Source organism: Paenibacillus sp. XP01 (assembly GCF_057364885.1).
Genome location: NZ_CP139481.1, coordinates 5,450,224 through 5,466,096, shown reverse-complemented (window position 1 = coordinate 5,466,096; position 15,873 = coordinate 5,450,224). Strand labels below are relative to the sequence as shown.

The window sequence follows — 15,873 nt, the reverse complement described above, 5'->3', positions numbered from 1 at the left end:
CTATGAATGAACAAAATAATGTTATAAAATAACAACATTGTGTTATAAATCACGCTGAAAAGACCTCCGTATATCGGCAAACGGGGGTCTTTTTTTTATAGAAAAATAGGAAAAAAGTTGTAAAGAAATTTTACAAAAGGAGAGGGGAAAGGGGAAAGTTGTCGAATAAATAAACATTATAGGGGAGAGAAAAAATACAACAAGTAAAAACTGGCAGGTGAATGGGATTGGTCCAAAAGAAGCAGAAAGACAGCGGGGAACAATTAGGTAAATCGGTACAGGAGAAGAGGGAGAAGAACACAAAGACACCCAAAGAAAATATATTCAAGAAGGTGAAGCTGTTCAAAGGCAAGGCAACGGGTGATGGACAAAGCCCGAACGAAAAGCCTCTTAAATCAGGCTTGGGCAAGCTTCGCTTGAACAAGATCGAATGGAAACAGGTGGGGGGGACGACGTTTTCCCAGATCAAAAAAGCAAACCCGATCAAATCGGTGGGCGTGAAGCTGTTTTTGGTCTTTTTCACGGCCATTATGGTCTTTGTGGTAAGCTTGGGCCTATTGTCCTATTCCAAGGCAAAGGGCACGATTGAAGAAAACGCTTCACGGGCAAATCAGGAAACGATCGATCAGACCAAGGAGAAAATGGATATCATTCTGGAGCGGTTCGTGGATACGTCCACGCAGATTTTCTTTGATCCGGAAATGCAAAGTTTGCTGCAAAAAATGGGCGATAAAAATTTGTCGGCCTACGATAGTTTCATCAATTCAAGCTCCATCAATAAACAGTTGTCCAACGTTGCATTTACAAACAAATCCATGGAAGCGATTTATCTGGTGCCGACGGATGAAACGAAATCGACGATGGGCACGGGCGGCAACAGTTCCAGCGTGGCCAATATCCGCAATGAACCTTGGTATGCCGAGATTACCGAATCCGGCGGATATCGCTGGCTTCCAACGGAAGTTCCGGAAGACGGAGGCACGCCAACGTTCCGCATCGCCCGTTCCATGAAAAACCTGCAGGGCTCCAGTTTGTCTTATGTGCTCATCATTGAGCTGAAGCTGGAAGTGCTCGAAGAGCAGCTGAAATCGCTCAACCTGGGTGAAGGGGCCATTCTGCAGCTGATTGCTCCCGACAACAAAGTGGTGGCATCCAGCATTTCCGACCGAACTGGAAAGGAAACCGAATTATCCTTTGTGAAGGACCTGACCGAAAATACCGGAAGCGTTAATGCTTCTTATACGCTTGACGGAAAATCCACGGAAATGCTCGTTGTGTACAGCACGATGGACACCTCGGGTTGGAAACTGATCGGCATGGTGCCAACGTCCATGCTGGTCAAAGACGCCAAAGGCATTCTGACGACGACGCTGTGGATGGCTTTGGTTGACGCAGCCATTGCGGTTTTGATCGGCATGTGGATGGTACGCATGATTGCCCGTCCGCTCGCCAAATTAAAGGATTTGATGCAAGAAGGAGCGAAGGGAAATCTGAGAGTGCGAACACCATTCACTTCGCGTGATGAAATCGGCCAATTGTCGTCCGCCTTCAACCTCATGATGGAGCAGATTACCAATCTCGTCGAGCAAACCAACCGTTCGGCCCGCGAGGTATTGGATACCGCTACCGAATTGAGCAGCGCTTCGAAGAAAACGGCGATTTCCGCTTCGGAAATTGCTGTCGCCACGGAGGAGATTGCCGGCGGAGCGAGCAGCTTGGCTACTGAAGCCGAGCGTGGCAATGAATTGACCGATAACATTTCGACCCAGATGGCCAGCGTGATATCGGCTAACGAACAGATGGGGCAATCCGCTCGCCATGTTGAACAGTCCAGCGAGCAGGGAACGCGGCATTTGAATCAGCTCATGACCAAAACGCAGAAGACCGAAGAAATGATTGGCGCACTCGTCAAAAAGGTCGATTCCCTTAAAGATAGCACGTCGTCCGTGCTCAAAGTGCTTGAAGTGCTGCAAAACATTACGAAGCAAACGAATATTTTGTCCTTGAATGCGACCATTGAGGCCGCCCGAGCCGGAGCGGCAGGCAGAGGATTCATGGTTGTGGCGGACGAGGTTCGCCAGCTTGCGGAGCAATCCAGAAAATCCATCGACATGGTTGGCGAGATTGCCGACAACATTATGAACGAGATGAATGCAACGGTGGAAGCACTGTCTGCCGCGTATCCTTTGTTCAAAGAGCAAATGGATGCCGTTAAAGACACCAACGTCATTTTTGACTCGGTTCAGCAGCAAATGGGTGCTTTCGTTGAACGTCTGGATTCCGTGACGGATTCCATCGAGGATTTGAATGAAGCTCAAACGACGTTGTCCGAAGCGATGAGCAACGTAAGCGCAGTGGCAGAACAATCTTCGGCAACGTCCGAAGAGGTTGCTTCACTGAGCAGCGAGCAGCAAAATATCAGCAACCAACTGGTGAAACTGTCCGAGAAGCTGGAGAACGTCTCCGCCGAACTTAAAGATACATTGTCCCGGTTTACAGTCTAATGTGAGCTGTTAACCATTTCATTTCACGCCGTTCCGGCATCATCCGGAACGGTTTTTTTCTTTTCCGAATAATCCCAGTTTGGATGATGGATACTATCCCAAATGATGAGCGGAAGGCAGGGGATGATTATGGAACGGCAGCGGAGAATTTGGATCGGATGCATGATGTTGACGGGTTTGATCGCATTGCTTGTGCTCCGGCTCGGGTGGATTCAAACGATACAGGCCAATCGGGTCGTACCGGGCTTTCAACATACGCTGCGGGAAATGTCCGTATTGCAGCGGGAGCGCGGGGTTATGCTCGATTCGGGAAGGGGGCATTTCACGGATTTCCAGGGCAGGCCGATCACGGGAAATATGCATTGGGGGCTTGTGCTTTTTCCATCCCCCAACCCGTCGGAAAAGAAAGCTGCTGCTTCGGCAAACCATCTCGCCGCAGTGAAGTTGGCGAATATTTTGCATACCGCCCCTGAACAAATCTTAAGCGAATGGGAGCAAGGATATGCTCCCCATTTCTGGACGGCAGGCAAAAATGCTCCCGCCCCGTTAAATGAGCGGCAAATATTGCGCATTCGCCAATTGAAACCGGCCAACGCCGAGGTTTATCCGATGATGACGCGTTACGAAGGATTACAACGTTCAGGCATGCAGTGGCTCGGCTATTTGGCTGAACTGCCAAACGAGGCTGGAAAGCTGCAAGATCACCGGGATGAGGTCAGGCAGCCTTTTGCTTTAAAACGAGGTGCAGCCGGACTGGAACGGACGTTGGAGCCGTTGTTGATGGGGGTCGGTCCCACGTTGTTGACCAGAATGGTGAATGGAGCGGGGGAAGCCATTCCAGAACTCGCTCCTCGCGTGATTGCACCCCATAACGGCCATTATCCGTTAAAAGTCGAAACGACCATCGATGTAGAAGTGCAGCATAAACTGGAGCAGATGGCCGAGCGCTCCGGCATGAAAGAGGGGGCTGTTGTTGTATTGGATGCGGCGAACGCCGATGTACGCGCCATGGTGTCCATGCCGTTCTATAATGCTGCCCACGTCGATCCTGGGCAATCTTTCTGGGCCAATCGTGCCGTAAAGGAGGCTGCGCCCGGTTCCATCTTCAAAATCGTGACGGCGGCGGCAGCGCTTGAAACCCATGCCGTATCGGGCAAAGAGAAATTCCATTGCGAAGGCGATTGGGGGAAATACGGCCTTTCCTGTTGGAAAGAACACGGGCATGGTACGCTCAATCTGGAGCAAGGGTTTGCCCGGTCCTGCAACATCGTTTTTGCCGAGACGTCCGAACGACTCACGATGAAACAGCTTGAACGCACTGCGGATGAGCTTGGTTTGGCCCGAACAGTTGGATGGGAACACAAGCAAATGGCAGGCATGCCGCTCTTGCGCCATTTTGACCACGAAGATGCGGGCAGGGTCAGTCTGCCGACGGTTGTCGCGGATGATGAGGGGGCTAGGGCACAAACGGCAATCGGGCAGCGAGACACCCGGGTTACCCCGCTCCAGGCGGCCAACCTGGTCGTGACATTGCTGCATGAAGGCGAAGTGAGAGCCCCGCGACTGGTCCAGCGCATTCGTTATGCCGATGGAGGAACCATGCTGGACATGCCCCTGCAAACGTCGCCGTCCCGCTTCGGGCGCATCTCCCCGTCGACGGCGCATCGCCTGCTCACATGGATGGGCAAGGTGGTCAGCGATGGAACGGGAAAATCCCTGCAGCGCGCCAGATGGCATGTTGCAGGGAAGTCGGGCACCGCTCAGGTTGTTCGGAAGGGTGAGAAGTTGAATCATCAATGGTTTATCGGCTATGGGCCTGTGGAGCAACCGCGTTATGCCGTTGCCGTATTGGTTCAGCATGTGAAGCCAGGTGGTCGCCATCAAGCGACGGATTTGTTCCGTCAAGTGATGGATTATTTGTCCGAATCCTCTTCATGAGCTTGGGACGCTGCGGAGAACTCGGCTGGGTCACCCTCAGTCCCGGCTCTGGTTCCGCTCTCGTGAACAGGGGTGTCCATGACCAGAGGGGACGAATCGAACTCGTCTTTAGGCAGGTGAATCCATCGTTGAAGGTAGCCCTGCTGCAGCAGCTCTTTGAGCAGGATCAACAGCACCGGAGACAGGACCACCCCGGCTATGCCGAAAATCGAGAGCGAGATCAGCATGAAGGAAAGCATCAAATACGCGGAAGATACCCCGATGGAATTTCCGGATATTTTGGGCTCCAGCAGTTGGCGTGTCAGCATCGTCACGGCCAGCAATACGATTAACCCTATGGCTAGCGAACTGTCCCCCACTACGAAAAGATAGGCAATCCAGGGAATGAACACAACGGGCACGCCGAGCAGAGGCACAAGATCGACGACCGCGCATATAGCTGCAATGGTGAATGCGTTGTTCGTTCCCAGAATGAGCAGTCCAACGTAAATAATCACAAAGGTGATCAGCATCATGACGACCTGTGCCTTCAGGTAAGCACGAATCGTTTTGAAGACGTGGTTCCGCATGAAATCCGCGGCATTCTTTAACGTTTTTGGCGTCTTGGTTCGCGCAAAATTGCGCCAGGATTCAATCTCGATGCTAAGGAAAAAGGCCAAAATGATCGCAATTCCAAAATTGGTGATAAACGTGGAAAATGACGTCAAAAATCCGATGATGTACTGTGCACCGTTCGTGACCCAACCCGAGAGAAGGCCTGTCAGCGTAGCAAAGTAATCGTTGATTTTTTCCATGATTCCGTCGGGCAACGCATCAGACGTATCCTGCGTCCAGATGACAAGGCTGGTAAATTCTTTTTGAAGCATCGCGATGTACGTAGGGAAGCTGCCTTGCAGATTGGCAATTTGCGACACAATAATCAACCCGATCCCAAAAAAGGCAGCCACAATCAGAGCCAAAAATAACAAAACCGAAATAGCAGAACCGGCAGCCTTGGGCAATCCCTTCCGGTGCAAGAACCTCGCCAAGGGTTCGATCATCCAATATACAAGAAAGGAAAGGAATACCGGTGCGGCGAGCTGATATAATCGACTAAAACCGTACATGATAAAATACACTGTCAATATCAGAAGTGCGATGTCAAACACGGTTCGTCCATATTTTCGGTACAACGGAAGCATGGGCTTTACTCCTTTGTCATGTCGTTAATCCATTTATTGTACACGATAGCCTTGTTTTTGGAAATCGGCATTCAAGAAAAGCGTGAACTGTGATAAAATTAAAGGTGGTTTACTTTTCATAGTCATCATTTAGGCAATTCAGCATTAGAAGCGGGGAATTCAAGCATGACAAATTTACTTCAGAGCATTTTGCTGTGGCTTTTGTACATCTCAACGTTCTATGCCTTTATTCCGAGCCTGATCAGTCGCATCTTCGGTTTGCGGGTATTCAGGCGTGGCAAAAGCGATACGGATTTTTCCTTGACTTTCGATGACGGGCCAGATCCCGTTTATACGCCAAGGCTGCTTCGGCTGCTGAAACAATATGACGCCAAGGCAACGTTTTTTGTCGTAGGGGAGCATGCTGCCAATCATCCGCAGCTGATCCGGGATATTTATGAGGAGGGACATCTTCTCGGCATTCATAACTATATCCATAAAACCAATTGGTTAATGCGGCCTCGTACAGTTCAGGAACAGATTCGGCGTACCGGTCAGATCATTGAGGAGATTACCGGGGAAAAAACGTGTTTTTACCGTCCACCGTGGGGCATTATGAATTTGTTTGATTTCTTCAGCAAGAAGGATCGTCAGATCGTTCTATGGTCATCCATGTTCGAGGATTGGAAAAGCCGTGTAGGTGCCAAAAAGCTGACAGAACGCATGCTCAAGGAACTGCGCGCCGGTGAAGTCATGCTGCTGCATGATCGCGGCACGACATTCGGAGCGGACGCGAATGCTCCGGAACAGATGCTGCAGGCGCTTGAGGTCGTATTGCAGAAGGCGCAAAAGCAGGGACTGCGGAGCGTGCGCATCGATACGTTGATGAGAGGGGGGAAAGAAGTGGCGGTATCCCGAAATGGACAACAGGAGTCTGCCAAACCACTCACCTTATGGAAACGCGTGATCGTTGCTGCTTGGTTAGGTTGGGAGAAATTGTTCCACTGGGTTTACCATTTGCGGACGGCATCGCCGAAGGACCCCATGCTTCATTATCGAACACGGGTGTATCATGGGGCACAGGTCGAATTAGAAGGCGGAAAAAGGCTCCGCAATGGCGATCCGATGATCGAGCTGCATTTCGACAACAAAAAATTGTTCGAATTGGGCAGCACCTCTCGCTCCAGCATGCATTTAGCCATACGCATGATCCGTACGATGGAACAACAGCTTCCGGATCTGGCGCGCCAGATCGCGACCGATCCCGAACTTTCATCCGCAAAAGCGTTGTATGGCGTGAGCATGATCAATCGCGGACCGGAGAAGTTTGGTTTTACGATTCGCGATTTGCCGCCAGGGCCGTTCAGTTCCGCCTCCAAAGTTTACCTCAAGCTGTTGCTAAGCGTCATTCATCCTTCCGGTACAAAGCGGCTGCGCGAGCGATCGGAAAAGCTTGTGCCCAAGTTGATTGTGATTCCCGTAGAAGACCTGCTGCAACGTTACGGCCAGACGGAATTTGTTGCAGCGAAGGCGAAGGAAACGGAAGAAGAGTTTGTTGCTCCTGAAAACGATATACTGGCAGAGCGGAGCTAATGCACGCTGCCCCTGCGCTGAACAGACGAAAAAGGCTGCCCTTCATTCTGATGAAGGAGCAGCCTTTGTTCGTTTCGGTGTGTTGTGAAGCGGACCCCTAAAGATCCGCTTCGCCCGATTAAATTTTCAATACACCGCCGTTGCTGGCGTTGGTTACGAGTTTGGAGTAACGGGCCAGGTAACCGGTTTTTACTTTCGGTTCAAAGCCTTTCCAGCCAGCGCGGCGAGTTTCGAATTCTTCGTCGCTGATGTGCAATTGGATCACGCGGTTATTCAGGTCAAGCTCGATGATGTCCCCATCCTCAACAAAGGCGATCGGACCGCCTTCAGCCGCTTCCGGAGAGATATGACCGATGCTGATGCCGCGGGATGCGCCGGAGAAGCGTCCATCCGTGATCAAGCCGACTTTGGCGCCGAGCCCCATACCAACGATTTGGGAGGTAGGAGCAAGCATCTCAGGCATGCCCGGGCCGCCTTTCGGTCCTTCGTAACGGATAACGACGACATGACCCTCTTTGACTTTGCCGTTGGCGATGCCATACAGTGCATCATCCTGGGAGTCGAAGCAGATTGCAGGGCCTTTGTGGTAGCCGCCAACCGACTTGTCAACCGCACCAACTTTGATGATGGCGCCTTGAGGGGCCAGGTTGCCGAACAATACGGCCAAGCCGCCTTTTTCGGAATGGGGGTTATCCAGCGAATGGATCACGTTGTGATCCAGAATCGGCGAGTTTTCCACGTTTTCGCGGATCGTTTTGCCTGTTACGGTGATGCAGTCGGCGTGGATCGCACCCGGTTTTTTGAGCAGCTCGTTCAGCACGGCGCTTACGCCGCCCGCATTATGAACGTCTTCGATGTGAAGATCGGATGCAGGCGCAAGTTTGGCCAGATGCGGAACGCGGTTGGCTACTTCATTGATGCGTTCGATCGGGTATTCAAGACCCGCTTCGTGCGCCAGCGCCAGCGTATGCAGAACCGTATTCGTGGAACCGCCCATGGCCATATCCAGGGCAAACGCGTTGTCGATCGCTTCCAGCGTAACGATATCGCGAGGCTTGAGGTCCATTTTGATGAGTTCCATCAATTGTTTTGCAGACTGTTTAACGAACTCGCGGCGTTCAGGAGCTACCGCCAGGATGGTACCGTTGCCCGGCATAGCCAGACCCATCGCTTCGGCGAGGCAGTTCATGGAGTTGGCCGTGAACATACCTGAACAGGAGCCGCAGGTAGGACAACCGTACTGTTCGAGTTCCAGCAAACCTTTATCGTCGATTTTGCCGGCTTGATAAGCACCTACGCCTTCGAATACGGATGTCAGGGAGAGTGCTTTACCGTTGCTGTCGCGTCCGGCTTTCATCGGACCGCCGCTGACAAACACAGTAGGGATGTTGACGCGCAGTGCGCCCATCATCATGCCTGGCGTGATTTTGTCGCAGTTCGGAATACATACCATGCCATCGAACCAGTGAGCCGATACAACGGTCTCCAAGGAGTCCGCAATGATATCGCGGCTTGGCAGCGAGTAACGCATGCCGATGTGTCCCATCGCAATGCCGTCATCGACGCCGATGGTGTTGAATTCAAAAGGAACGCCGCCAGCTTCGCGGATGGCCTCCTTGACGATTTTACCGAATTCCTGCAGGTGAACGTGTCCTGGCACGATATCGATGTAAGAGTTACATACAGCAATGAACGGCTTGCCGAAATCCTCTTCTTTGACGCCCGCCGCGCGGAGCAAACTGCGGTGAGGTGCGCGGTCAAAACCTTTTTTGATCATATCGGAACGCATCTTCTTGGCTGACATGGTGTATTCCCCCCAAATATATATTGTGATCGAGCAACATGAATGGAAATAAAAAGGCAGTGCATCTGTCGTTTAATTTCATCTTGTACTCTAAAAAATAGACCGGTTTGGCCGGTATCAGGCTGCCATCGTTTAAACATTCCTTTGCTGCTTTAAACTCATGAAAAGCCCGGTTTTTCTATTGAGTCTATCACAATCGTCGTCATATTTCTACATTCAATAAGAAAGAAGCCGTCTGCCCAATTTACTGGAGCCCGGCTTCCTCTGGATGAAGCGAAGTGTTTCAAACATTGATGGGTGGAGCGCAAAAGCTTTAAACAGCTTCCTTCTTTGCGTTATCTTTTGCAGGCTGCATCAGGCCGAACGCTTGAAAATGTGGTGCCGTTTCAATGAAAAACGAGTCAAATCCGGTTCGACCAAAGGACGAAACGTTTGCCGAACGGCCGGATGGGCGAGCGATACCGCAAACAGAAGAGCCACCGCGATGACGACCGGAATATACAAGCTGCTCTCAATCTGTCCAAAGATGCCAGACCAGACGGCCAAGCGGACGATAAAGCCGTGCAGCAGAAATACGTACAGCGTTCTTCGGCCGAGCTCGGTCATTCTGGAGGTCATGAACGGTACCCACGCAAGAAACACGGCGGCCGATACCACCTGCAGCCCGTAAATACCAAGCCGGTAAAAACCTGCATACCATTCGCGGTGTCCGAGTTCCATATAAGTCATGTTGCCGATCAGCCAACCATGCGCCACCCGTGGTCCGCCAAGTAAGAGCCATATCAGCATACCGGCCGAAAATATGGCGGCGAAGCGTCGTCCCCAGCCTGAACGCAGACGGGAACGGATGCTGCTGCCGTAATCGTATCCTATAATGAAGAAAGGCAGGAATACAAAAGTGCGGCTGAAGCTAAGCCAAAATCCGTCCACAGGCATGTACCCGGCAAGAACGCCGAGCAGGATGGACCCCGTCAAGCGGTGCACGGGTTTCCATGACAGGGTGAGCCGCAGCAGGAGCCTCCAGCAGAAATGGCTTGCCAAAAACCATAACAGCAAATAGGGAGCAAAGAAGGAAAGCCGCATGTGCGGCGTATGGAATAACGTATAATCCATCAAGGAATACAACGATTGAAACAGGATATATTGCAACGCGATGTGCGCCAGCGTGCTGCGCCCGGAAGTTCCCCTCAAGGAAGGTTTGGCAAAATATCCGGTCACCCAGACGAACAAAGGCATATGAAATGTATAGATCCAAAAGAAGAGTGCTTCGGCTTCTGCAAAGCGGGCGACAAGCGGTTCCAGCGCGTTCCCCACAAGTACGCATACGATGAGCAGAAAGCGCAGGTTATAGAAAAAGGATTCTTGATCATCGCGAAGTCGAATTCCGCCATTCATGCTGTCGCCCCCCAGTTGACTCGTCATAAGCGAGTCTTTTGCATCTGTATTAAGGGTAATACGGAAGTTGTGTATTGATTGTGATATAATTCACAAGGGAAAGCGCTATCCATTCCATGAACTGTGACAACAAAATGAACGGCAGGGATTGACAACGGTTACATCGAACATGACAATGGTAAAAGAAGATGAGGATTGTAAATATAGGGAGGAAAGAGATCATGCCTGTTATTGCTTCAGGAAGTCCCGAAATCATTACTTTCGGCGAGAGTATGGGATTGTTGACGGCAAAGGATACGAGAGGGCTGGAATATGCGGCTTCGCTGGATAAATCGTTCGGCGGTGCGGAGAGCAATCTGGCGATCGGCGTATCCCGGCTTGGACATACAAGCGGCTGGTTTGGCCGCCTTGGCAAGGATCCGATCGGCCATATGATTTTGAAGGCGATCCGCGGCGAAGGCGTGGACGTTTCGAGAGCCCGCATGAGCGATGCGGAACCGACGGGTTTGATGATTCGTGAGAACGCTTCCGGCAAAGCTTCCGTCCACTATTATAGGAAGCTTTCCGCCGCCAGCGCAATGACGCCGGATGATCTTGACGCGGATTATATCGCCGGTGCCAAAATATTGCATGTCACCGGCATTACGGCCGCCATCAGCGCGTCGGGGCTGGAAACGGTGGAGGCAGCCATACATATCGCCAAACAGGCTGGCGTGAAGGTGAGCTTTGACCCGAATCTGCGCCTGAAGCTATGGTCGGCCGAGGAAGCCCGTCCCGTGATGCTTCGGCTCGCCGAGCAGGCCGACTACTTTTTGCCGGGGCTGGACGAGATGAAACTGCTTTACGATGAAGATAGCGATGCCAAGGTGTTAGAACGACTGTCCGCCATGAATGCAATCTGCATCGTGAAGGGCGGACCCGATTTGACCTATGCATTGGTCAATGGTACCCTAACGGAAGTTCCGTACTTCAAGGCAGATCACGTGCTCGATACGGTGGGTGCGGGGGACGGTTTCTGTGCCGGATTTTTGACGGGCATCCTGAAAGGGTATACTCCCCAGGAAGCGACAAGACTGGGTAACCTGACCGGTTCCATGGTCATTCAGGCCGTGGGTGACTGGGAGGCTTTACCGACCTGGGATCAGGTGGAGGCCAAATTGAACAACGTGGCTCATGTTGAGCGTTAGTTGTTGCTGAAATCATGCATGTCTCATCTTCTTTTTTGAAAATGTAAGGGATGTACCGAACAACCACATGGACAAGGGAGAGAACGAAATGAAGAAGCTTCAGCTGCTGCAGAAAATTACGGAAAATGGCGTTGTCGCCGTATTGCGCGGCGATTCCGCCGATCAGGTCATTGCCATGGCCGAACAGGCCATCGCGGGCGGCATCAAGGTAATCGAGATTACGATGACGGTGCCCAGCGCCCTGAAAGCCATTGAGAAACTGAGCCGCATGTATCACTGGAATACACAGGATCCCGAAAAGTTTGCCATCATCGGGGCCGGGACTGTCCTTGAAGCCCAGACGGCGCGTGCAGCCATCATGGCTGGGGCCGAGTTTGTCGTTGGACCGTCCTTGAACCCCGAAACGGTGCAGATCTGCAACCTGTATCGCATCCCTATCTTGCCGGGGGTGATGACGATTGCCGATGTTCAGCGGGCGCTTGAGCTTGGCGTGGACATCGTGAAGCTGTTCCCAGGCAATCTGTACGACCCATCTATCATCAAAACGATGAAAGGCCCGATGCCGCAGGCGAATTTCATGCCAACCGGCGGCGTTTCGCTTTCCAACCTGGGAGACTGGATCAAAGGGGGAGCGGTGGCCGTGGGCATCGGGTCCGACCTGACCAGCGAAGCGGTCAAAACGGGAGATTTGAGCCATGTGCGGCGGAAGGCGGAACAATACATGGACGCTTATCGCAAGGCCAAGGCCGAATAGAACGGAAATATGCGAAGACGAGGGCCATGCGGAAGCTTTGGCTCTTGTCTCGCGGAACCCGGTACCAGCGATAGCGGAGAAAGGTGATTGTCGTTGGCAAAAAATTATAATACAGGGCGCAAAAGAAGAGGCGTCGGCAAATTTTTGCTGGTGCTTTTGGCGCTTGTCGTCATTGGTTGCGGATATGTCGGTTGGAAGCTGTTGACCCCTTACGGGCCGCAGGAGCTGGCTGGCAAAGCTATGGAAACCTCGGAGCAGGTTACCGTCAGCGAACAGGAAAAGTGGATTGATTTCGCTCCTGCAAAATCCATAGGAGTCAGCGTCATCTTTTATCCTGGCGGTTTGGTCAAACCGGAGAGTTATGCCCCGCTGGCTCGCGGGCTTGCCGAGATGGGACATCACACCATTATTGCCAAGATGCCTGTTAACCTGGCGGTACTGAAGCAGAACTTGGCGGATGACATTCGAAATGCATACCCGGAAGAACAATTCGTTATGGGCGGTCATTCGTTGGGCGGCTCGATGGCTGCGAGATATGCTGCGTCTCATCCGGACGCGTTGAAAGGCATATTTTTTCTCGCCTCCTATCCTGATGAAAAAGGAAGCGTGAAATCGTTAGGCATGCCTGCTTTGTCCATTCTGGGTACGAAGGATGAGGTCGTCAATGCCGAAAAGTACCAAAAAGGCCGTTCATATTTGCCTGAAGATACCGTATATTACACGATTGAGGGAGGCAACCACTCGCAATTCGGCGATTACGGCCATCAGAGCGGAGACGGTGAAGCCGGCATCGATGTGCAGGAACAGCAGTCCCAGACCGTAAAAACAATCTCCGACTGGCTTCACGGCATCGAGTAATACATCCTTGTTTCCGGGAGGAATATCCATGGCAATACTTCAGGTGCAAGGCAGACAGATCGCCTGCGACGGCATTCTGTTCGACAAGGATGGCACGCTGCTGGAATTTTTGCAGTTATGGGGGCCGTGGGCCGAATCTTTGCTGAGTCAGCTTGAACGGAAGCTGGAGCAGATGGGTGGCACGTTTACGCTGCCGAAGGAACAGGTCTTCGGTACGGTGCACGATCCGCATGGACGGATTGTGGGTTATGATCCGCAGGGCCCGCTGGCCATTGCCACCGTGGACGAAAGCACCGGTTTGCTGGCCGGGCAGCTCTATGCGGCGGGAATGGCGTGGAACGACGCGGTGACCGCAATCCGGAGCATGTCCACAGAAGCGATGTGCCATGTGCGGGAGAAGCGGCATGCCGAGCCTTTGCATGGGCTGCCCGCATTTGTCCGGAGCTGCATGGAAGCAGCGCTGCCGCTCGCCGTCGTCACCTCCGATAGCACGGCGGCAGCGGAAGAACATCTGGAATGGATGGGGCTGCGTTCTTTTTTTGCATCGATCGTGGGCTGCGACCGGGTGACCCTGGGCAAACCCGACGGAGAGTCGGCCTTGCTGGCTTGCCGTGAGCTGAACATTCGTCCGGAGTCTGCAGTAATCGTCGGCGACAGCAATGGCGACATGCAGATGGGGCGCAGCATAGGCGCTGCTTTGCTCATTGGCGTAAGTCCGCCAGGAGGCGAAGTGGCCCGGTTACGAGACGCCGATATCATGATTCGAGATTACGCTGAACTCAGCATCATCAAAGATGCCTGACGGAGCATCATCACATAAGGGGGAGAGAGGATGAACGCAACCGAGCAGCTCATTTCCTGGATTCGGGAAAGCGAGAAGATCGTTTTTTTTGGAGGGGCAGGAACTTCGACGGAAAGCGGAATTCCCGACTTTCGCTCCGCTGCAGGCCTATATCAGACGGAACAGCACTCCCCATATCCGCCGGAGGAGCTGCTGAGCCGCAGCTTTTTTGATCGGCATGCCGATATCTTCTTTGATTTCTACCGCAGCAAAATGCTTCATCCAAACGCAGAGCCGAACGGTTGCCACCGATTGCTTGCCCGTTTGGAGCAAGAAGGACGCCTGCAGGCCGTCATTACGCAAAACATCGACGGCCTGCATCAAAAAGCAGGCAGCCATACCGTGCTGGAACTGCACGGATCGGTCCACCGGAACTATTGCATGGACTGCAGACGTTTTCATACATTGGATCACATGATCGATTCTGCATCGATCGTGCCTCGCTGCACGGCTTGCGGCGGAATCGTCAAGCCGGACGTCGTGCTTTACGAGGAGCAGCTCGACCAATCGGTGTTGTTTGGGGCAGTCGATGCCATCTCTTCCGCGGATCTGCTGCTGGTTGGCGGAACGTCGCTGACCGTCCAGCCCGCCGCGCAGCTCATTACCTATTTTCGCGGAAAACATACGGTGCTGCTGAACGCAACGCCTACCGCCTACGATCATCGGGCCGATCTGTTGATTACCGATCCGATTGGTGAGGTAATGAATACTGTTGATCGGCTTCTCGGCTGACCGTGACATGTGTTGAATGACCGCATTTCTCGGCAGACAGCCGGCAAGGAAGCGGAACCTGGGGAAAGAAGGGATTCATTTATGGTCTATGTGGCAAGCGATGCACGCTACGAAACGATGAAATATAACCGTGTTGGACGTTCGGGTTTGAAGCTGCCGGCCATTTCGCTCGGGCTGTGGCATAATTTCGGCGGAATCAACAATGCGGAGAACGGCCGCAACATGATTACCCGGGCGTTTGACCTGGGCATCACCCATTTTGATTTGGCCAACAACTATGGCCCTCCCGCAGGTTCGGCGGAGCAGATGTTTGGACAGGTGCTGGCCCAGGACCTGAAGTCTTATCGGGATGAACTGGTCATTTCGACCAAAGCGGGGTATTACATGTGGCCAGGGCCTTACGGCGATTGGGGCTCCCGCAAATATCTGGTATCCAGCCTGGACCAAAGTTTGCGGCGCATGGGCCTGGATTATGTGGATATTTTTTATTCTCACCGCTTCGACCCGGACACACCGCTTGAGGAGACGATGGGAGCGCTTGACCATATCGTTCGATCCGGCAAAGCGCTATATGTCGGCATATCGAATTACCCGGCGGAGAAAACAAGGGAAGCGGCAGAAATTCTCAAAGGGCTCGGAACCCCGCTATTGATTCATCAACCGCGTTATTCCATGCTGGACCGCTGGATCGAGGATGGACTGCAGGATGTTCTGGAAGAGTATGGCGCAGGCAGCATTGCATTTTGCCCGCTGGAGCAAGGGGTGCTGACCAACAAATACCTCAACGGGATTCCGGAGGATTCCCGGGCCAAAGGGCCCTCGGTTTTCCTGAACGAAAACAACATTTCGCCGGAAACGCTGCGCAAGGTCCGCGCGCTGAACCAGATTGCAGCGGCGCGTGGACAGAGTCTGGCACAGTTCGCGCTGGCATGGGTGCTCCGCAACGGCAAAGTGACGTCCGCATTGATCGGGGCCAGCCGGCCGTCGCAGATCGAGGAGAATGTCGCGGCGCTTAGCCAGCCCGATTTCTCCGAGGAGGAACTGGAACGGATCGAATCGATCCTGCGGCCGGAGCATGGTGACCGCTCGAAAAAATAAAGGCGGCAC

12 protein-coding genes are annotated in these 15,873 nt (G+C 52.7%); 9 read left to right on the top strand and 3 right to left on the bottom strand.

The window, feature by feature from the left end; genetic code table 11:
* Positions 1-221: 221 nt before the first annotated feature.
* A complete protein-coding gene (locus SNR34_RS24585; protein ID WP_236415481.1) occupies positions 222-2,504 on the top strand; it encodes a methyl-accepting chemotaxis protein in 2,283 nt (760 codons plus the stop codon).
* A gap of 165 nt (positions 2,505-2,669) precedes the next feature.
* On the top strand, positions 2,670-4,442 hold the full coding sequence (locus tag SNR34_RS24580) for a peptidoglycan D,D-transpeptidase FtsI family protein (RefSeq protein ID WP_486180420.1): 1,773 nt from the start codon (positions 2,670-2,672) through the stop codon (positions 4,440-4,442).
* On the opposite strand, the gene SNR34_RS24575 is transcribed toward SNR34_RS24580, so the two are convergent.
* Positions 4,418-5,623, bottom strand: a complete 1,206-nt coding sequence (locus tag SNR34_RS24575; protein ID WP_343261231.1) for an AI-2E family transporter — start codon at positions 5,621-5,623, stop codon at positions 4,418-4,420. The two genes, SNR34_RS24580 and SNR34_RS24575, sit on opposite strands and share 25 nt — an antisense overlap.
* A 165-nt stretch (positions 5,624-5,788) precedes the next feature.
* On the opposite strand from SNR34_RS24575, the gene SNR34_RS24570 reads away from it, so the two are divergent.
* Positions 5,789-7,195 (top strand): polysaccharide deacetylase family protein, encoded by a 1,407-nt coding sequence (locus SNR34_RS24570; RefSeq protein ID WP_486180419.1) that lies wholly within the window; start codon positions 5,789-5,791, stop codon positions 7,193-7,195.
* A gap of 118 nt (positions 7,196-7,313) precedes the next feature.
* Here the strand turns inward: SNR34_RS24570 and ilvD are convergent, their stop codons facing one another.
* Together ilvD and SNR34_RS24560 are read right to left on the bottom strand one after the other, a co-directional pair.
* The gene (gene ilvD / locus SNR34_RS24565) at positions 7,314-8,999 is read right to left on the bottom strand and encodes a dihydroxy-acid dehydratase (protein WP_236415485.1); all 1,686 of its coding nucleotides are present in this window, start codon (positions 8,997-8,999) and stop codon (positions 7,314-7,316) included.
* A gap of 354 nt (positions 9,000-9,353) precedes the next feature.
* On the bottom strand, positions 9,354-10,394 hold the full coding sequence (locus SNR34_RS24560; protein ID WP_486180418.1) for an acyltransferase family protein: 1,041 nt from the start codon (positions 10,392-10,394) through the stop codon (positions 9,354-9,356).
* A gap of 221 nt (positions 10,395-10,615) precedes the next feature.
* Here SNR34_RS24560 and SNR34_RS24555 point away from each other — a divergent pair, with 221 nt between their 5' ends.
* From SNR34_RS24555 to mgrA, 6 genes are all read left to right on the top strand, one after another.
* The gene (locus tag SNR34_RS24555) at positions 10,616-11,581 is read left to right on the top strand and encodes a sugar kinase (RefSeq protein ID WP_486180417.1); all 966 of its coding nucleotides are present in this window, start codon (positions 10,616-10,618) and stop codon (positions 11,579-11,581) included.
* Between the two features lie 88 nt (positions 11,582-11,669).
* Positions 11,670-12,335, top strand: a complete 666-nt coding sequence (locus SNR34_RS24550) for a bifunctional 2-keto-4-hydroxyglutarate aldolase/2-keto-3-deoxy-6-phosphogluconate aldolase (RefSeq protein WP_236415491.1) — start codon at positions 11,670-11,672, stop codon at positions 12,333-12,335.
* Positions 12,336-12,428: 93 nt separating this feature from the next.
* Positions 12,429-13,193, top strand: coding sequence for an alpha/beta fold hydrolase (locus tag SNR34_RS24545; protein ID WP_339274223.1), 765 nt, complete (start codon positions 12,429-12,431; stop codon positions 13,191-13,193).
* Between the two features lie 28 nt (positions 13,194-13,221).
* Positions 13,222-13,995 carry an HAD family hydrolase gene (locus SNR34_RS24540; RefSeq protein ID WP_486180416.1) on the top strand — a complete coding sequence of 258 codons (774 nt, stop codon included), beginning with the start codon at positions 13,222-13,224 and terminating at the stop codon, positions 13,993-13,995.
* 30 nt (positions 13,996-14,025) lie between these two features.
* Entirely contained in the window at positions 14,026-14,766 is a 741-nt protein-coding gene (locus tag SNR34_RS24535) for an NAD-dependent protein deacylase (protein ID WP_236415494.1), read from the top strand.
* An 81-nt stretch (positions 14,767-14,847) separates the two neighbouring features.
* Complete coding sequence (mgrA, locus tag SNR34_RS24530; RefSeq protein ID WP_236415495.1) at positions 14,848-15,864, top strand: L-glyceraldehyde 3-phosphate reductase; 1,017 nt, start codon at positions 14,848-14,850, stop codon at positions 15,862-15,864.
* Positions 15,865-15,873: the final 9 nt, after the last annotated feature.